Raw genomic sequence first — 18,735 nt, forward strand, 5'->3', positions numbered from 1 at the left:
CTTGGATTCTGCATTGGTTGCTTTATCCTCTATCAATGGAAACAATATTCCTATCGCCGATCTCTGCGCTAGATACTACAAAAGAGGACTGACAATTGAAGTGAACCCAAAAAGTTAGACACTTTATTTAATTAGGCAGCCTTGAGGGCATGAACCCGGTAATCTACCGGGCTCATGCCTTTTAATTTTACCTTGATTCGTTGATGATTGTAGTAATGGATATATTCTTCTAATTCTTGTTTGAAATGCTCCATGCTTTCAAGTTCTTGAAGATAGAGTAATTCGGATTTTAATAAGCCAAAGAAGTTTTCWATGACCGCATTATCGAGACAATTTCCTTTACGGGACATGCTTTGTGTAATGTTATGTCTTTTCAAATCATGCGAATATTGTTTCATCTGGTAATGCCAGCCCTRATCTGAATRAAGAATGGGTGWATCTTTCGATTCCAAGCGWTCAAAGGCTTTMTCCAGCATTTTGGAAACGAGGGGATAAACAGGCCGAGATTCGATATTATAGGCGATGATTTCTCCATTAAACAGATCAAGAATGGCCGATAAGTATAGTTTCTCCCCAGCTAGATGGAATTCTGTGACGTCTGTCACCCATTTTTCATTTGAGTTTATTGCCTTGAAATCACGTGCTAGAATGTTGGGYGCAATCTTGCCGATTTTCCCTTTGTACGAACGGTATTTCTTCATGCGAACTAAAGACTTCAATCCTAGTTCATTCATCAATCGGAGAACTGTTTTATGATTGATACGAGTACCTCTGTTACGTAATTCTAGKGTGATACGCCGATACCCATAACGCCCTTTATGCGTATGGAAAATCTCTTYGATAAGGGATTTCATTTCTGTGTATTTATCCTCACGCCCGAAGGCGTTTACCCAATAATAGTATGTGCTCCGTGCCATGTTAGAAATGGATAGAAGCAGATTTAAATCAAATTGTTTCCTTAGTTCATGGACTACTTTCGCTTTGTCTTTCTTTGTAGGGCTTCCTTTTCTTGAACTAAGGCAYTCAACTTTTTTAGATAGGCATTCTCTGCACGTAAGTATTCTAATTCGGCAAGAAGTGCTTCTTGAGAGCCATTAGCTGGCGATGTTTTCTTGGTTTCTTTTTTCATGGATAGACGCCCCTTTTTCTTTGGTTTAAGGGCGTCTATACCTCCTTCCTTMAACTGATTTGACCATTTCAAAAGTGTAGAATCGGAAGGAAGRTTATAGTGTACAGCGGTCTCGCTGATCGATGCCCCATATTCGTTCATATATTTAAGTACCTCTAGTTTAAAGGGCAGAGTGTAATTTGTATAGGATGAAGCAAKTCCTTCCATCCCATGTTYTAGATAGCGAGCGACCCATCTCTTCAAAGGGGATAAGCCTACATTTCTTTCTTGTGCGATGGATTTATAGGATTTTTTCCCTTCCAAGTACTCTAAAACTGCATGTAATTTTTCGTCTATCGTATATTTAGTCAAAAAAACTGCACCTCCAATTGTTAGATGTTGTCTAACAATTGGGGTGCAGTTCACTTAGGCAGCTCTTTTTTATTCAGATGCATGTACAGAATTATTTTTTTTAACCCAATAGGTAGCCAGTAAGATCAACAGAATTAATACAGCTTGCGGCAGTATCGTTTCTACTGTCGGATAAAGTCCTATCCATTCTACAAACGGGAAGGAAGTAATCGTATGTGTCTTCAGCACTTGTGAAACTTGAAGTGAATGAATAGAGACCCCAAGAATCTTAAATGCCAAAACATAGATGAGTATCGTTGCTGCTTTAAAGAATAGGGTAATCGGTAGTTTCACGCTGTAACGTAGCATGATAAAACCAATCACTACTAATATGAGGAAGGCAATTGCAATCCCGCTTAATAGCTGCTTCAATTCCATATACGGCGCCATTCCTGCATAAAAGATAATTGTCTCCGCACCTTCACGGAAAATGGATAGAAAGCTAATTAAAGCAAACGAGACGATACTACCTGTAGCAATTGCTTGGTCCATTCGCTTGCCAATATAACGATTCCATGCATGGATATTCGATTTACTATGGAGCCAAAGGCCAATTGTCAACATCATCAATACTGCCACTATCCCAGTGATTCCCTCAATGTACTCACGGCTTGACGCAGCCGTAATTTGAGAGAAAACAATATTGATGATGACCGCAAAGATGGTACTCGCGGCTAATCCAGCACCGACCCCTGTCCAAATCCACTTTTGTTTGTCAGCTTGTCCAATTTTCTTTAGAAAAGATAATAATGTAGCTACAATCAAGAGTGCTTCTAGCCCCTCCCGTAAAAGAATCAAAGCAGCATCCCATGTTGTATAGCTCGTATCATCAATCAAGGGTAGCAACCGGGTGTTTAAATCCGAAACGATTTCCTTCGCTTCCTCTGCTTTTATCTTTTTCGATTGCAACAGGCTGATTGCGGTCGGAACTTTTGTTTCCATATCACTGTATAACTTGCTGTCCCTTGTTGAAACTTCCCCTTCGACATTAGGCCAAATTGTTAAAATTTCATTTAACTGATCAATCGCCGAATCGATATCATTTTTTTCAATATCGGCTACGCTTCCTTGTAAGAGTTGTGTAACATCTCCAAGTGAATAAGTCACCTTCTGGTCTTCTTCTTCAACCTTACCAGCAAGAAAATCCTCCATTAAACCTTTTAATTCAGTAAGATTCGTTAAGGCTTTTTCCGAATCAGGAGGATCCTGTGTAATGGCTATCCGTACAAAGGCCATAGCCGTTTCAATCTTTCCGTATGAAGCAACACTTTCCTCCCGGACAACAACCTCAGCGTCAGTCCATTGATTCAGGAGGTTTGCATATTGACTCTTAGCTTGAACAAAGTCTCCTTCAGCTATCGTTGCATCCAACTCTTCTATTAAGGGTATTAACGCTTGTAACCGGTCCTTATAGTCCGTCTTATCTACTGGATTTTCCTCTGTATCATATGTAATTAGAGTACTTGATAAAGCCGATAATTGCTTTTTAATTTCATCTGCGTCTGCTTGGTTCTTCACAGCACTTTTTACAGCCAATAATTGCTTGTCAACTTTCTTCGCAACTTCACTGTCCGTTTTTATCATTTTCCATTCTTTTTCAAATTGAGCTATATTATCAGAAACTGCGTCAAGGTCGCCGGATTTTGTCTTCATTAAACTATCGCCAATATAGACAAAAAGCTGATCATGATTTTCACCTGCTGAAACAACTCGTACTGCAGATGAAATAAATAAAAGACTGACTATTAAAACCAATATCCCACTTTTCCATTTAGAAACAGTCATACTGGTCCCTCCTTATTTATGAACTAAAATCGCCAACCCGGATACGCATCCATGCTGGCGATTTTCTCGTCTATCTTTTAAAATTCAATTACCTAAAAAGGGATTCTCCGATATAGCCACCCTTTTTCACACCTGGCAAACAAGCAAATACAGCACTACCTCGGTGAATGATATATTCATTCAGCTTATCATTTTTCGCAAGGCGTTCCTGTATAGGAACAAATTGTTTACTTGGGTTGCGTTGATAACAAATGAACAGAAGGCCAGCGTTCAAGCTTCCTGTTTTAGGATCCATTCCATCCGCATATGAATAAGGACGCCGCAGAATCTTTGCTTTTCCGTCCCCCCTGGATAGACTCATATGCGAATCTTCTGGAATAATCCGATTTCCATTCTTATCTTTAGCTTCTAAATCAACCTTATCAAATTCATTCTTCATCCCTAATGGAGCTCCACTGTCACGGTGACGGCCAAATGTATTTTCCTGCTCTTTCAATATAGTACGGTCCCATACTTCAATGTACATCTGAATTCGGCGAACAACCATATAACTGCCGCCAACAAGCCAGTCTGGACCATCCCCAGCCTTTACCCAAACATGTTCATTCATTTCACTGCTGTTCTTCTTATCCGGATTGGCAGTTCCGTCCTTAAACCCGAATAAGTTACGCGGTGTTGTTTTTTGAGAATCGGCTTGTTTAGTACGTTGGAAACCTGTTTGGGCCCAATGAATAATCGTTTTCCCTCTCCCGATTCTCACTAAGTTCCTAACGGCATGAAAAGCAACCTGAAGATCATCTGCACATGCTTGAATACAAATATCTCCACCACTCCAAGAATCTTCTAACGCATCTAAAGGGAATTTGGGCAGATCCTTTAATTCAGCAGGCTTTTTCGATTTCAAACCAAACCGATCTTTACCATTCTTCGTAAATAGGGTAGGACCCACTCCAAAAGTAATCGTCAAATTAGAAGGTGACAATTCTTTTGCTTCCCCAGTATCTTTTGGAGGCATACTAGTATTTAGAGAAGCTTCACCTACCAATTTTCCCGCTGTCATCTGAGCCGCTGCTTCTGTCCAGTCCTTAAATAGCTGGATTAGGTCAGATTTATTATCTGTCGTAACTTCCAGTGCTGCAAAATAAAGGWTATCCTGAGCTTCAGTAGTAATGCCCGCTTGATTCGCCCCATAAAATGGAACAACATCATTAGTTTGTCCATTTGCCTTCGAATCAGATAGATTCAAAAGCCCACCAAATCCAGAGGCTCCTATTACGACTCCGACCCCACCAACTCCTGCTGTTTTCAACATATTGCGACGACTTACTTTTTTAGTAAAAAGCGAAGTTTCGTCATTTGGCGTGTTTTCTTTCAATTATGATTCCTCCGTTACAATCCCTATTTGCGAAAGTGGTTCAGCTAATGCATCAATGGCTTGGCTTAGCTCTTTAACCTCAGATTCTTTTAAATCCGTATAAGAGGTATAGCCATTACCTTCTTTATGCTTCTCAAGCAAGCTGTATACATCGTCAAAACGTTGTTGGATTTCCGTTACAAGCTTTTCGTCTTTTTCTTTAAGAGCTGGTGTAAGAAGTTCGTAGATTTTTTCGGCACCTTCTACATTTGCAACAAAGTCATATAAATCTGTATGAGAGTATCGATCCTCTTCTCCAGTTACCTTACTCGTAGAAACTTCATTTAATAAATCAACCGCACCTGTGATTAATAAATCCGGTGTGACCTCAACAGTTTCAACTTTGGCACGAAGCAAATTGACATCACTCATCAATTGATTTGCATACTCTTCATAACCTTTTGTTGTGTTTTCTTCCCATAAACCCATTTCAATCCGGTGGTATCCGCCCCACTCTTCATCTTTAACGTCCCCTTTACGGGCATCAATTTTGGGATCAAGATCGCCAAATACTTCTGCAATTGGTTCAGCTCTCTCATAATGCATACGGGCTGGTGCGTATACTTCCTTCGCTTTTTCAATATCACCTGACGTTACAGCTGTCGTAAACTCTTCAGTCGCTTTTACAAACTCCTCTATTTCACCAATCGCATATTCCCGATATTCGCTAGATACATCATCTAAAGCACTCGCACTTGCACTCGTTTCTTTGGCATTCTTGTCTGCCGGCTTTACTTCTTCCTTTTCCTGTGAACAGCCAAATAGTAGGCTAGTAGATAGTAAGACTGCTAATGATGCCTTTGTTTTCTTCATATATGAATCTCCCTTTTAAATGAATTCTAGATTCATATTAGCAGACAATGAAAATCATTATCAATATAAATTTTGTTGAAAACGAGACATTTTTCATATGTTGTGGAAGAATTTGTTATATCTCTAACGTTTTTCTTTCTCATTAAAAAGGGAAAAACGCCTACTTCACACTCCTCATATCTTTAAAAGTAAAAAGAGTAGCCTTTATTTCAGCCACCCTTCCCGTTCACTCATTAACTTGTCATTTTCCTTTTCCATAATTTCTGAGATATCCTCCACAAATTGAAGGATAAATGTAAGCTCTTGCTCATTATAAGTGGAACATAGATTTTTGGTAGCCGTAGAGAGTGATTGATAATGCGATTTGATCTGTTCTTGTCTTGCGGGCATTGGGACAATCATTACCCGCCTTCCATCCAATTGATCTCGTTCCCTTTTTACATAGCAAGATTTTTCAAGACGATCGATTAGCGCCGTTACCGAGCCCGTGCTCAACCCCGTAATTTTCGATAGTTCACCGGCGGTTATCGGTCCTGTTTCATTCAATATCTCAGCAGTCTTTAAGTCCGTATGGGTAACTCCTATTTTTTGGGCCATGTTTTGTTGAAATAAAACCGATCTCATTCCATATCTTTTCAGACTATGCGTTAACTTCTCTAACAAATCTGCATTCACCATATTATCGCTTGACATAAAATACCATCCCTCTTACACTTAAATTTATCTTGAAAATCAAGATAAATGATTTTATTTTATCTTAATGGTTATCATTCATTTATGTAAATAAAATTATGAAATATTAGTATGCACTAAGGAGGAAAATAAATGAAAGAACAAAAAAACCAAAAATTCATTGTTGCCGGTTTATTATTAGGTATCTTGATGTCAGCAATGGATAATACGATTGTTGCGACTGCCATGGGAACGATCGTTTCAGATTTAGGCGGTTTCGATAAGTTTGTCTGGGTGACATCTGCTTATATGGTCGCCACAATGGCAAGCATGCCGATTTTTGGTAAGCTTTCCGACATGTATGGACGGAAGAGGTTTTTTATTTTTGGCCTCGTAGTCTTTCTAATCGGCTCTGCATTATGTGGTATGGCTCAAAGCATAGTCCAGTTAAGTATTTTTCGGGCAATCCAGGGGATTGGCGGCGGCGCTTTAATGCCAATTGCTTTTACAATCATATTCGATATTTTCCCACCTGAGAAACGCGGAAAATTAACTGGGCTTTTCGGAGCTGTATTTGGAGCTTCAAGTGTATTGGGCCCGCTTTTAGGTGCTTATATTACAGAGTATTCTAGCTGGAACTGGATTTTCTATGTCAATGTTCCAATCGGAATCATTTCTTTATTTTTCATCATGCGATATTACAAAGAGTCAGCCAATACCCAAGAACAAAAAATTGATTGGGGTGGGGCAGCAACACTCGTTATTGCCGTTATTAGCTTAATGTTTGCCCTCGAACTGGGCGGAGAGTATGGTTGGGATTCATTTCCTATCATAGGTCTGTTTGCAAGCTTTTTAGTTTTCTTCATTTCTTTTTTCTTTTTCGAAAAAAGAGCAAAAGATCCTATCATTTCATTATGGTTATTTAAAAGACGGTTGTTTGCAACCTCTCAAATCTTGGCCATCCTATATGGTGGTACATTTATTATTTTAACTGTCTATATACCAATTTTCGTCCAAGCTGTTTACGGGGGATCTGCAACAAATGCCGGGTTGATTCTTACTCCCATGATGCTTGGTTCCGTCGTTGGTAGTGCAATTGGTGGGATATTCAATACAAAGACCAGCTTCCGCAACTTGATGACAATTTCTGTCGTCTGCTATTTTGCAGGAATGCTTCTGTTAGGGACAATTACCCCTGATACCAGCAGAACTTTACTAACACTTTACATGATTCTGACTGGCTTCGGCATGGGCTTTTCGTTCTCTCTTTTGCCTATTGCTTCGATTCATAATTTGGAACCAAGATTTCGCGGATCGGCCAACTCTACAAACTCATTCCTACGTTCTTTTGGGATGACACTCGGTGTTACGATTTATGGAGCGATACAGAATAATGTATTCACAAGTAAAATGACAGACGCATTTAAAGGGATGCAGGGAGGACCGGACACATCTGTACTAATGGAAGACCCTCGTCAGCTCTTCCAATCAGATGCACGTGCCCAGATTCCGGACTTTATCCTAGATAAAATTGTTCATGCAATGTCTGATTCAATTTCCTTAATATTCACTTTGGCCCTCATCCCAATCGGTCTTGCTGCAATCACGGTTTTCTTTATGGGAAAAACAAGAGTAGAAACGCCTCCAAAAGAGGAATCGTTACAATAGACTAAAAAAGCGCAGGGCCTTCAGCGCTTTTTTAAGTTTTTATTAAGGAAAAGCGGGTACTATTTCAATAAAATACCTCTCCTCTATTTGAATAGAAAGTAAAGTTTGCTGAAAAACTATTCTACTACTAAAATAATAAGTAACACAGTCACATACCGAGGTGAGAAATTTGAAGATTGTATGTTTTGGGGATAGTTTAACCAGAGGTATTTCTTATGTTAAAGGTCGGCTTCGCATTATTAAAGACAATTATCCGAACTCTTTAGCTAAGCTTACAGAATCGTTGCCATTCGTTGAAGTATTGAATAAAGGGGTTTTCAATGACAACTCCGACCTGCTTGTTAGCCGGATCGATAAAGATGTCATGTCAGAAAATCCTGATATTGTATTAATAGAGGTTGGTGGAAACGACTGTAACTTCCATTGGGATGAAGTCGCCAAAAATCCAGAAGGTGATCATGAGCCAATTGTTCCCATCGAACGGTACCTAGAAAATATTACTCATCTTGTCAAACAGGTTCAGGACAAGCATGTCACACCTTTTCTTTTAACCCTCCCACCACTAGATCCAGCTAGGTATTACCGGTCTATTGCTGAAAGGTTCGGGCCTTCAATCGGGCATTTTGTGTCCCAAGTCGGCGGAATTGAACATTGGCATGGAATGTATAACCGCCAATTGAAAAACCTCGCTGAAGAACTTAAGGTGCCACTGATTGATGTGCGTTCCTACATTAAATCCGCTGGCGACTTGAACCACTTAATTAGCGATGATGGCATCCACCTCACTTCCAAAGGATACCAACAAATGAGTATGGCCATATTCAGTGATTTACAGAAGCATATGGCAGGGAGAGCTCTTCCACAATCTTAAACATGTAAAAAGGCAAAGCATTGGCGCTTTGCCTCTTTGGTATTACAAGCTTTTCACTTCTACATTTTCTGGAAGCTTGAAAGGGTTCTCGATATTGATACGGTCATAAAACATCATCCCGTTTAAATGATCTAGCTCATGTTGAAACACGATAGCAGCAAAGCCCTTCAGCCGCATCTCGATTTGCTCACCTTTGCTATCCAATGCTTTAATTTTAACCCGTTCATAACGAGGTACATAGCCTTTTATATCACGGTCAACAGAAAGACAGCCTTCACTTTGCGGTAAATAAATCATCGTAGCTGAATGGCTGATTATTTTCGGGTTCACAACGGCATATTCAATCAGCTTCCCTTTTTCATCCGGAAAATACATAACAAACATGCGTTTATTCAAGCCAATCTGATTTGCCGACAAACCAACACCTTCACGCAAATTGTATTTCTTTTGAAGTTTTGGGTCTTGGCTATTTTTCAAATATTGCATCATGCACTCCAGAGTTTCACGATCTTCATCTGAAATCGGCAGGCTAACTTCATCCGTTACCTGGCGCAGAATTGGATCTCCTTCTCTGACGATATCCTTCATTGTAATCAAATAGTCTTTTATAAATTTACTCATAGAACTTCACACTCTTCTACCTTTTTATTTTTTCATGACTTAGACCATTTCACTTTAGCATTTCATTTTTAAAAAGTCTAATATGCAGGTTGAAAATAGACTAGTACTCATCCCTAAGTTATTGGTATTTCGTACCTTTACATTATTTACCTAGATTTCAAGGACTAAAGACCTATAGAATACACGTTTAAATATTCTATACTGAATATATATCCTTAAAGGAGATGAAAATTTGAACTCGAATTCTAAATTTGTCTCGAAGTTGCTGCCGTTCTTAACGGCTTTCATTGTGATAATAGGTGGAATTAGTTGGTATGTTGTAACTCAATCAAAGGAAATGGTTATTCCCTTTTCTTCTGTTGAAAAGACAATTAAAGCTCAAAATGGGGCCCTTGTCTCAATAGAAGAGAAACGAAACGGTACCCTTCACATCACTACACCAGATGGAGAATATGTTTCTAATATTCCCCCCAACAGTCAAATGATCAATAAACTAGTCGAAACTTATAATGTTCAATATTCATTCTCATCAACTAATAAGTCAGCATTATGGATTTTAGGTGGATTGATGGCAGCATTAGTCACAACCATTGTTATAATACAGAAAAGGTCAAAAGGTGGATTACTTATTGGCAGCAAGAAACAAAGCATTTCTGCTCCTAGAGCTTTGCCCGAGATAACTTTGGAGGATGTAGGCGGTTTGCAAACCGAAATCAAACAAGAAATCCTGCAAACCCTAACTACTCTAAAAGAACCAGAACGTTCAGCTAAAATTGGAATTAAGCCTCCTCAAGGCATTTTATTATACGGCCCCCCAGGAACTGGGAAAACGCTTCTTGCACAGGCAATTGCAAAAGAATTGGGTGCCAACTTCTTCTCAACAAGCGGTTCGGCCTTCAACGAAATGTTTGTCGGTGTTGGAGCAGCCCGTGTCCGTAGTCTTTTTCAAAATGCACGTAAGCAATCACCAGCTGTCATTTTCATTGACGAAGTAGACGCATTAGCGGGTAAACGGAAAGCTCATGGCGGAGAAGAAGGCGAAAAAACGCTGACTGAACTACTTGTCCAATTGGATGGAGGCCATCCAAATGAAGGCATTTTATTTATTGCCGCAACAAACCGGAAAGATATGCTCGATGAGGCATTTCTTCGCCCTGGTAGAATTGATTTCTCCTTTCAAGTACCACTTCCAGATACACAGGGAAGAAAAGAAATCATTGCTATCCATACTAAAGGAAAGCGACTCGCAACAGATGTACTTGCTTCCTTGGATGAACTGGCTGAAAGCACATCAGGTTTCTCCGGGGCAGATTTAAGGTCTCTATTTGATACTGCTTCCCGTCATGCTCTCAGAAATGAACAGGAAATGATTCGCAAACAAGATCTCGATTATGCCATTGACCGTACAATTCTTGGTGCCACATCACGTACCTTGAATGATGTAGATACTAAACGCCGCGTGGCCATCCATGAAAGTGGACATGCTTTGATTGCAGCCCTAACCAAACCTGGCTCTGTTCGAAAAGCTACCATCATACCACGTGGTGAAGCTCTTGGATATGTAGCACCGATTCCGAAAGAACTTCATTTATCTACAGCAAGTGAATTACTTGATCAAGTCAAAATGATTTTAGCAGGTGGCGTTGCAGAAAGAATGTATTTAGGGGAACACAGCATCGGTGTAGGCGGCGACGTACAACAGGCGAAACATCTGCTTGAGCAAATGGTCGATACCGGAATGCTCCAAGATGGATTTACCCTAACATTTAATAAAGGCGAGAAAGAACAAAAAATGCAGGAACTGTTCACAAAAGCGATTCAGGAAACGGAAAAATTGCTCGATTCAAATCGCCCGCAGTATGAAGAGCTGGTCGAAGAGCTACTGAAAAAAGAAACGCTTGAAGGGACGGAAGTTCAAAATATTGTTGATGCTTCACCTCAGGAACTGGTTTTGGTTTAATTTAAAAGAAGGCGTCCTATTGGACGCCTTCTTTTTTACTGCTATTTAAAGTTTTTCCAACCGAATGATGTCTGCTGTATTTTGTTTCTGGAACCCTGTCTTCTGTAATTTCACTGCCGTTCCTTCAGGTAAGTTAGTGAATATAATAGGAGTGACAGTAGACGGAGCATTTCTTTGTATGAAATCTAGGTCAACTTCCAAAAGAGGCGTTCCTTTTGTTATCTTTTGACCTTCTTGTACAAGAGATGTAAAGCCTTCTCCATTTAATTTAACTGTATCTAAACCAACATGGATCAGAATTTCCAGACCATTATTCATTTTCAATCCCAATGCATGCTTTGTTGGGAAGATACTGAACACTTCCCCATCAATTGGTGATACGAGTGTCCCATTTACCGGCTCAATAGCGAAGCCGTCACCCATCATTTTCATAGCAAACACTTGATCAGGAACTTGGTCTAACGGCAAAACATTACCTTCTAACGGTAGAACAAAATCATTTACACCTAAAGCTTGGTTTTCTTCTACTGTTTCAGCCATTACTTGTGCTGATGGATTTGTTTTAACTTGGCTTGGATAAGCATCATTCTTTACAAGTTGTTTCATCGCATTGGCAACAAATTCTACATTTGTTCCAACAATGACCTGAACACTTGATTTATTTAACTTCATCACGCCACGTGCACCATGTCTTTTTAATGCTACTTCATTCACATTATCTGAATTGCCAACCTCTAAACGTAACCGTGTTGCACAATTATCTATAACTTTAATGTTTTCTTTACCGCCAAGGTCTTGAATGAAAAGTGACCCCATATCGGCATATTTATCCCCTGTTTTCACAACAGTATCTTCTTCTGCTTCTTCCTCATCATCTTCACGACCAGGTGTTTTTAAATCCATAATTTTTATAACAAAATAGAAAATCACAAAGTAAATTGCAGCGTAAACTAATCCAATCGGTATTAACCATAGTGGTTTTTGAGCAATACCAAAGTTCAAGAAATAATCAATGGCTCCTGCCGAGAATCCAAAACCATGATGGATATCCAATAGAACAGCGAGAGCTAATGAGATCCCAGTTAAAATGGCATGTATTACATATAATACTGGAGCAATGAACATAAACAGAAATTCAATTGGTTCAGTGATTCCTGTTAAGAAAGAAGTGAAAGCTAAACCAACCAGCATCCCCGTTACTAATTTACGTTTCTCTTTCTTAGCAGCTGCAATCATCGCTAATGCTGCTGCTGGTAAACCGAACATCATGATAGGGAAAAATCCTGTCATAAATGGCCCAGCAGTTGGATCACCTGCGAAGAAACGGTTTATATCACCAGTTGCTCCATTGTATTCACCAAAAACAAACCATACCATACTATTCAAGACGTGATGCAAACCTACTGGAAGCAATAAGCGATTCAATACGCCAAATACACCAGCACCTAAAGCTCCTGCACCTGTAATCCAGTCTCCAACGTTATTGATTACATCTTGAATTGGCGGCCATACAAAACCAAATATTCCTGCCAGTATTATCATCGCTAACGATGTAATAATCGGAACAAATCGTTTCCCTGAAAAGAATCCAAGCCATTCAGGGAGTCTTATTTCTGAGTATCTATTATATAGGAAGGCAGCAACTATACCTGATATAATCCCACCTAAAACAGCCATGTCGATATCTTTATTAATTGCTTGTGTACCATTCGTTAAAACAAAGTAACCAACAAGACCAGCTAATGCCGCTGCACCGCTTCCGTCTTTAGATAATCCTATCGCTATACCTAGAGCGAACAGTATGGCAAGATTATCAAAAATCGCTTTTCCTGCGGCAGCTATAAATGCAATATCAAGTAAATCCGGTTGACCTAGGCGAAGCAATAAAGCCGCTGCAGGCAAAACAGCGATCGGTAACATCAAAGCTTTCCCAATCTTTTGTAAAAAATTTAACATCGAACTCATCTCCCTTGTTCCTAACTTCTTTTGATTCAGCAGAACGACAAGACGTATAAAGCGTTTTCATTTTGTCAATATAATAACTTTTCTTTGGACTATACTAGCATAGAAAATATATAGATGTCTATACCAATTTATTTGAAAAATATACTACATTCATCGAAAATAAAGCAAAAATATCATTTTTATTTCCGATACTCCATAACTGGTCTAGACAACTTATAATAAAAGCGATAAAATGAGGGCAAAATATATGAGACCAATTTATGACTCATTCATTAAGTTTTACTTTCATAAAGGAGATTATGTATGAAAACATTCATTATTAATAATCTAATAGTTTATAGCGAAAAGGAAACATACAAAAATGGGTACATTAAAGTCGTCGACGGAAAAATTGCCGAAGTAGGTCCAGCCAACCAATACAAACATGACGATGATGCTAAAGTAATTACACTTTCACCGGATTATCAGGTAATTCCAGGTGCCATCGATATTCATATTCACGGGGCATCTAATGCTGATGCAATGGACGCCACATATAAAGCTTTATCTACAATGGCAGAAACTCTTCCAAAAGAAGGAACCACCAGCTTTCTGGCCACTACAATGACTCAATCGACAGATGCCATTGAATCAGCACTTCTTAATGCGGGTAATTATATCGGAAATCAAACACAGGATCACGCTGAAATAGTTGGGATTCATTTAGAAGGTCCTTTCATTTCACCAGCACGTAAGGGAGCACAGCCTGAAGAGTACATCGTTGATCCTGATGTTCCTCTATTTAAAAGATGGCAGGAAATTGCCCAAAATCAGATCAAGCTTGTAACGCTTGCACCTGAACAACAAAACGGATTAGATCTTGCAGCTCACTTAAAGGATACATGCGTCGTCGCTTCCATTGGACATTCAGATGCAACGTATGACCAAATAGGTGAAGCGATTTCTGCAGGGACTACTCACGTCACGCATCTTTATAATGGGATGCGGGGTCTTCATCACCGGGAGCCTGGTGTATTAGGTGCTGCTTATCTTAGAGACGAGCTGTTTGTTGAACTTATTGCTGATGGCATTCACTGCCGACCGGAAATGGTGAAGTTAGCTTATAGCCAAATTACCAGTGACCGGATGATCTTGATAACGGACTCGCTTCGTGCCAAATGGCTTGAAAAGGGTACCTATGATTTAGGCGGCCAGCCCGTGTATGTTAACGAAACGACAGCAACCCTATCAAATGGAACACTCGCAGGCAGTATATTGAAAATGAACGATGCCATTAAGAACACCTTGCAATATACAGGTTGTTCCATGACTGACATTATTAAAATGACGGCAGAAAATCCTGCCAAACAGCTTCGGATTTTTGATCGAAAAGGTAGTATACAGGTTGGAAAAGATGCTGATCTTGTAATATTAAATGAAAAATTGGATGTTGAAATGACGTTCTGCAGAGGTAAATTAGCATTTAAAAAGGAGAATGTATAATGAATATTATTAAAGTGCAGGATTACAAAGAAATGAGTCAGTCAGCTGCAAATATAGTCATTCGAAAAGTTAAAGAGAATTCGAAAATCAAGCTCGGTCTTGCAACAGGCGGGACGCCAAAAGGGACGTACGATGCGCTAATTGAAGATCACATGCAAAATAATACTTCTTATGAAAACGTAACATCATTTAATCTTGATGAGTATATCGGCTTAGATTCAAATGATCCAAACAGTTATCATTATTATATGGACCAGTCATTATTTGCTCATATTAATATAAATAAAGAACAAACTTATCTCCCAAATGGTGCAGCCGATAATCTGGACAAGGAATGTACTCGTTTTGACAAAATGATTGAAACATTGGGTGGAATTGACCTTCAAATACTTGGAATTGGACAAAATGGTCATATTGGTTTTAATGAACCAGGAACTTCTTTCTCGTCTGGTACACATGTAGTTGCACTTGAGGAATCAACTCGACAAGCGAACGCACGCTATTTCGACTCCATCGACGAAGTACCCACACATGCAATTACGATGGGTATTGCCACAATAATGAAAAGTAAAGAAATTCTGCTACTAATATCAGGAGAAGAGAAAGCTGAAACCTTGAAGAAATTAATACACGGGGAAATAACAGAGGAATTTCCTGCATCTATTCTTAAAAAACATAATAATGTTACAATTATCGCAGACCAAAAAGCGTTATCTGGAGTGTTAATACCCTAAAGGAGCGAAAATCAATGATTGATAAAAACTCACCTCTTCCAATTTATTTTCAAATCGAAGAACAAATAAAAAGACAAATAGAAAGTGGTGAGTTCCAAGCGCACAATGCCCTTCCATCTGAACGTGAATATGCAGAACAATTCGAAATTAGCCGAATGACTGTCCGTCAAGCCATAAATAACCTAGTTAATGATGGATACCTATATCGTCAGAAAGGCAGAGGAACCTTTGTAGCTGATAAGAAGCTGGAGCAGCAGCTTAATGGACTGACTAGCTTTACAGAGGATATGAAAGCCCGAGGGTTAAACCCAAGCAGTAAATTGCTGAGCTTCGAAATCATTCCGGCAAATAAAAAAATTGCTAATGAACTGCACATTTCCACTTATGCTCCTGTTTATGAAATAAAGCGGATACGCTTGGCCGATGACGTTCCAATGGCACTCGAAACGATGTATATGTCTGCGAATTTAATTAAGGGATTAACTGAAGAAATTATCAACCTGTCCCTTTACCAATATATAGAAAATTACGCTAAACTTAAAATCGACTATGCTACGCAAACATTAGAATCAGCGATTGCTTCAGATACAGAAATTACCCATTTAGCGATTCCTAAACATTCGCCCATTTTATTCATTCAAAGGAATACGTTTTTACAAGATGGAACCCCCCTAGAATATGTTAAATCAGCTTATCGTGCAGACAGGTATAAGTTTACAATCAACATTACTAGATAATTTGAATATTTTTACCTGATATGCAAGTAAGGACAAATTCATCACTATAATCTTTTAATGCTAAAGGTAATCGGAGGGTGTCACATATGAACTCATATTTTGAAGCAGTGCAGGATTTACTCTCAACTGTGGTAGAACAGGAAAATCTTTCGATTAAGGAATCTGTGGAACACATCTCAAAAGCAGTAATGTCAGATGGAATCATCCATTTGTTCGGAAGCGGACACTCTCATATATTGACAGAAGAGGTATTCTACCGCTCAGGAGGGTTAGCAGCCATTCGTCCTATTTTCGTTGAAGATTTGATGCTTTTTAAGGGAGCATCAAGGTCATCGCAACTTGAAAGACAAAATGGCCTATCAGAGAAATTCATGAATGATGAGGATATCCGTCCTGGTGATGTCTGTATCGTCATTTCATCCTCTGGTGTGAATCCCGTTCCCATCGATGTTGCTACAATCGCAAAAGAAAAAGGCGCCTTTGTTATTGGATTGACTTCACCTGAGTATGCTAACAGTTGTTCTTCACGGCATAAACAGAAACTTTATCTCCACGATGTCGTTGATTTAGTCATAGACAATCATATTTCCAAAGGTGATACATTACTGAAATCAAACAGTATATCATTTGGATCTGGATCGACTGTAATTGGAGCTGTCCTTCTAAATATGATTTTCACCCAAGTCATTGAGACCATTATTAAATCAGGGGTGACCCCTCCCGTTTTCCTGAGTGGGAATATCGAAGGGGCAGATGAACACAATCAAAAACTAATCGCGAAATATAAAAAAAGGATTCCCCAATTGTGAATCCTTTTACCCAAAAAGAATACATAAGTTTTTTGTTTCGTTAGTTCCATATGCAAAATTAAAAGAAGGCATCCATACGGATGCCTTCTTTTAATTTTAGAGGTACTCCCTTTTATTCCTTGTTTTTATTATACAAGTTTAAGCTATGGTAAATAAGGGAAAACCCTAATAAGCAATCAATCTACTATTCTTAGAGGAGGAAATATAGATGACACAACCAACTATTGAAACTGAAACGAATAGCAAACTGTTAAAAGGTATTCTTATAGGCGGACTTGTAGGTGGTGCTTTAACCTTACTTGACTCTAACAAAAGGAATAAAGTTAAAAGATCGGCAATCCTTTTAAAAGACAACTCCGTGAATATGATTGAACAAGTTAAGGAAAATCCAGACGAAGTGAAGGAACAGATGGTATCTGACGTTAAAGAAGCAACAAGTGAATTAAAAGGCATCAGCTCCAAAGCTGTAGTGGCGGGAAAACAATTGAAAGAAACCCCTGCTCAGTCATTAAAAGATGACAATAAAAAAGGAGAAAAAGAAAGTGATGAACTAGTTACAAAATCAGAACTCTCTAATGAAAAGTCCATTTCATCTAACTTCTAACAAATAAAAAAGGAGAAGAGGACATTACGCCTCTGCTCCTTTTTTCTAAATATGGTCCTATCCTCTTCAATGATCATATTTTCAAAAAGATTACTAAATACAATGGATAGTGTTATAAAAAAGATGGTCCAAAGTGGATGTTATTCGATTTGGAATCATCCTTTTCACCCCTTATTCAGTACCTTCTAATTTATTCGTTATCTCATGATCTTCTTTTACTTCAGCTAACCAAACAGAATATTCCTCTTGTAATCTTTCAGAAAGAAGCGTTTCTTTAATTTCTTTTTTACTGTCTTCTAAATTAGCTTTTTTCGCTTCCTTCTTACCGGTTACTTTTATGATATGGTACCCATAATCGGATTTAACTGGATCACTGACTTTATCTATATCAAGATCAAAGGCAACGTCTTCAAATTCCTTCACCATATCACCTTTACCAAAGTATCCTAAGCTTCCACCCTTTTCTGCCGTTTCTGTATCAGTAGAATATTCAGCTGCCAATTTAGCAAAATCGCCACCTTCTGCAATTTCTTTCGCAACTTTCTTAGCCGTTTTTTCGTCATCAACTAAAATATGACTAGCTTCCACTTGTTCTGCTTGAGCAAAGGTATCTTTATTATCTTCAAAATACGTGCTGATTTCATCATCTGTCACGGTAATTCTCGGTTCAATCAATTTTTTCGTTTGAAGATAAACCACGATGTCTTTTTTCAAGGCATCCATGGAAGAACCGCTTGCTTCCAATTGTTCTTTGAACGCTTTTTCATCACCATAGGATTCTACCAGAGTATCGATCTCTTTCTGGATTTCTTCATCCTTAATTTTAATTCCCTCTTTTTCCGCTTCCAATGCAACCAATTTATTTGTAATTAATAAGTTTAATGTATCTGCTCCATACCCCTCAACAAGCGCGTCATAAAGCTCATCCTTATTGATTTTCTCTCCATCCACGCTCGCCATTGTCTTATCTGTAGACGAAATCATCGCAAATACCATGATACCGGCAATGATTAAACCGCTTCCTGCCCAAATATATGCCTTCTTGCTTCTTAATAGTTTCATGAATACTCTCCTTAATTTT

16 protein-coding genes are annotated in these 18,735 nt (G+C 38.8%); 8 read left to right on the forward strand and 8 right to left on the reverse strand.

Features of this window, described 5'->3' with window-relative positions; genetic code table 11:
- Positions 1-131: 131 nt before the first annotated feature.
- From AC1DUW_RS05165 to AC1DUW_RS05185, 5 genes are all read right to left on the reverse strand, one after another.
- A protein-coding gene (locus AC1DUW_RS05165) for an IS3 family transposase (RefSeq protein ID WP_477642139.1) occupies positions 132-1,480 on the reverse strand; the annotation gives its coding sequence in 2 pieces (ribosomal slippage) (positions 132-1,024 and positions 1,024-1,480; 1,350 coding nt in all).
- Between the two features lie 69 nt (positions 1,481-1,549).
- Positions 1,550-3,304, reverse strand: coding sequence for an FTR1 family iron permease (locus AC1DUW_RS05170; RefSeq protein ID WP_477642140.1), 1,755 nt, complete (start codon positions 3,302-3,304; stop codon positions 1,550-1,552).
- An 88-nt stretch (positions 3,305-3,392) separates the two neighbouring features.
- The gene (gene efeB / locus AC1DUW_RS05175) at positions 3,393-4,679 is read right to left on the reverse strand and encodes an iron uptake transporter deferrochelatase/peroxidase subunit (RefSeq protein WP_477642141.1); all 1,287 of its coding nucleotides are present in this window, start codon (positions 4,677-4,679) and stop codon (positions 3,393-3,395) included.
- Entirely contained in the window at positions 4,680-5,531 is an 852-nt protein-coding gene (efeO, locus tag AC1DUW_RS05180) for an iron uptake system protein EfeO (protein ID WP_053348261.1), read from the reverse strand.
- Positions 5,532-5,735: 204 nt separating this feature from the next.
- Positions 5,736-6,224, reverse strand: coding sequence for a MarR family winged helix-turn-helix transcriptional regulator (locus AC1DUW_RS05185; protein ID WP_053348260.1), 489 nt, complete (start codon positions 6,222-6,224; stop codon positions 5,736-5,738).
- A 132-nt stretch (positions 6,225-6,356) separates the two neighbouring features.
- Between AC1DUW_RS05185 and AC1DUW_RS05190 the strand changes: the two genes are divergently transcribed.
- Both AC1DUW_RS05190 and AC1DUW_RS05195 read left to right on the forward strand, forming a co-directional pair.
- Positions 6,357-7,871, forward strand: coding sequence for an MDR family MFS transporter (locus AC1DUW_RS05190; RefSeq protein ID WP_053348259.1), 1,515 nt, complete (start codon positions 6,357-6,359; stop codon positions 7,869-7,871).
- Positions 7,872-8,040: 169 nt separating this feature from the next.
- A complete protein-coding gene (locus AC1DUW_RS05195; protein WP_053348258.1) occupies positions 8,041-8,742 on the forward strand; it encodes an SGNH/GDSL hydrolase family protein in 702 nt (233 codons plus the stop codon).
- Positions 8,743-8,784: 42 nt separating this feature from the next.
- On the opposite strand, the gene def is transcribed toward AC1DUW_RS05195, so the two are convergent.
- Positions 8,785-9,363 carry a peptide deformylase gene (gene def, locus AC1DUW_RS05200; RefSeq protein ID WP_053348257.1) on the reverse strand — a complete coding sequence of 193 codons (579 nt, stop codon included), beginning with the start codon at positions 9,361-9,363 and terminating at the stop codon, positions 8,785-8,787.
- A gap of 232 nt (positions 9,364-9,595) precedes the next feature.
- Here def and AC1DUW_RS05205 point away from each other — a divergent pair, with 232 nt between their 5' ends.
- Entirely contained in the window at positions 9,596-11,323 is a 1,728-nt protein-coding gene (locus AC1DUW_RS05205; RefSeq protein WP_053348256.1) for an AAA family ATPase, read from the forward strand.
- Between the two features lie 45 nt (positions 11,324-11,368).
- Here the strand turns inward: AC1DUW_RS05205 and nagE are convergent, their stop codons facing one another.
- Positions 11,369-13,279 (reverse strand): N-acetylglucosamine-specific PTS transporter subunit IIBC, encoded by a 1,911-nt coding sequence (gene nagE, locus AC1DUW_RS05210; protein WP_477642142.1) that lies wholly within the window; start codon positions 13,277-13,279, stop codon positions 11,369-11,371.
- A 312-nt stretch (positions 13,280-13,591) separates the two neighbouring features.
- Here nagE and nagA point away from each other — a divergent pair, with 312 nt between their 5' ends.
- The 5 genes from nagA to AC1DUW_RS05235 all read left to right on the forward strand — a co-directional run bounded on the left by nagA (position 13,592) and on the right by AC1DUW_RS05235 (position 17,654).
- Entirely contained in the window at positions 13,592-14,770 is a 1,179-nt protein-coding gene (gene nagA, locus AC1DUW_RS05215) for an N-acetylglucosamine-6-phosphate deacetylase (protein WP_053348254.1), read from the forward strand.
- Positions 14,770-15,504 (forward strand): glucosamine-6-phosphate deaminase, encoded by a 735-nt coding sequence (gene nagB / locus AC1DUW_RS05220; protein WP_053348253.1) that lies wholly within the window; start codon positions 14,770-14,772, stop codon positions 15,502-15,504. The genes nagA and nagB overlap by 1 nt, the downstream gene beginning before the upstream one ends.
- 14 nt (positions 15,505-15,518) lie before the next feature.
- Complete coding sequence (gene phnF / locus AC1DUW_RS05225) at positions 15,519-16,241, forward strand: phosphonate metabolism transcriptional regulator PhnF (RefSeq protein ID WP_053348252.1); 723 nt, start codon at positions 15,519-15,521, stop codon at positions 16,239-16,241.
- 86 nt (positions 16,242-16,327) lie between these two features.
- Complete coding sequence (locus tag AC1DUW_RS05230) at positions 16,328-17,050, forward strand: SIS domain-containing protein (protein WP_053348251.1); 723 nt, start codon at positions 16,328-16,330, stop codon at positions 17,048-17,050.
- A 208-nt stretch (positions 17,051-17,258) separates the two neighbouring features.
- Positions 17,259-17,654 carry a hypothetical protein gene (locus AC1DUW_RS05235; RefSeq protein WP_053348250.1) on the forward strand — a complete coding sequence of 132 codons (396 nt, stop codon included), beginning with the start codon at positions 17,259-17,261 and terminating at the stop codon, positions 17,652-17,654.
- Between the two features lie 171 nt (positions 17,655-17,825).
- Here AC1DUW_RS05235 and AC1DUW_RS05240 read toward each other — a convergent pair whose 3' ends face one another.
- On the reverse strand, positions 17,826-18,716 hold the full coding sequence (locus AC1DUW_RS05240) for a peptidylprolyl isomerase (protein ID WP_053348249.1): 891 nt from the start codon (positions 18,714-18,716) through the stop codon (positions 17,826-17,828).
- Positions 18,717-18,735 lie beyond the last annotated feature (19 nt).

This window comes from Peribacillus sp. P4_C12 (assembly GCF_056402095.1).

Excerpts from the sequence above, each read along its gene's own strand:
- nagB (WP_053348253.1), top strand. The coding sequence starts at position 14,770 with ATGAATATTATTAAAGTGCAGGATTACAAAGAAATGAGTCAGTCAGCT.
- phnF (WP_053348252.1), top strand. The coding sequence starts at position 15,519 with ATGATTGATAAAAACTCACCTCTTCCAATTTATTTTCAAATCGAAGAA.
- AC1DUW_RS05230 (WP_053348251.1), top strand. The coding sequence starts at position 16,328 with ATGAACTCATATTTTGAAGCAGTGCAGGATTTACTCTCAACTGTGGTA.
- AC1DUW_RS05185 (WP_053348260.1), bottom strand. The coding sequence starts at position 6,224 with ATGTCAAGCGATAATATGGTGAATGCAGATTTGTTAGAGAAGTTAACG.
- def (WP_053348257.1), bottom strand. The coding sequence starts at position 9,363 with ATGAGTAAATTTATAAAAGACTATTTGATTACAATGAAGGATATCGTC.
- efeO (WP_053348261.1), bottom strand. The coding sequence starts at position 5,531 with ATGAAGAAAACAAAGGCATCATTAGCAGTCTTACTATCTACTAGCCTA.
- AC1DUW_RS05235 (WP_053348250.1), top strand. The coding sequence starts at position 17,259 with ATGACACAACCAACTATTGAAACTGAAACGAATAGCAAACTGTTAAAA.
- nagE (WP_477642142.1), bottom strand. The coding sequence starts at position 13,279 with ATGTTAAATTTTTTACAAAAGATTGGGAAAGCTTTGATGTTACCGATC.
- AC1DUW_RS05240 (WP_053348249.1), bottom strand. The coding sequence starts at position 18,716 with ATGAAACTATTAAGAAGCAAGAAGGCATATATTTGGGCAGGAAGCGGT.
- AC1DUW_RS05190 (WP_053348259.1), top strand. The coding sequence starts at position 6,357 with ATGAAAGAACAAAAAAACCAAAAATTCATTGTTGCCGGTTTATTATTA.
- nagA (WP_053348254.1), top strand. The coding sequence starts at position 13,592 with ATGAAAACATTCATTATTAATAATCTAATAGTTTATAGCGAAAAGGAA.
- AC1DUW_RS05170 (WP_477642140.1), bottom strand. The coding sequence starts at position 3,304 with ATGACTGTTTCTAAATGGAAAAGTGGGATATTGGTTTTAATAGTCAGT.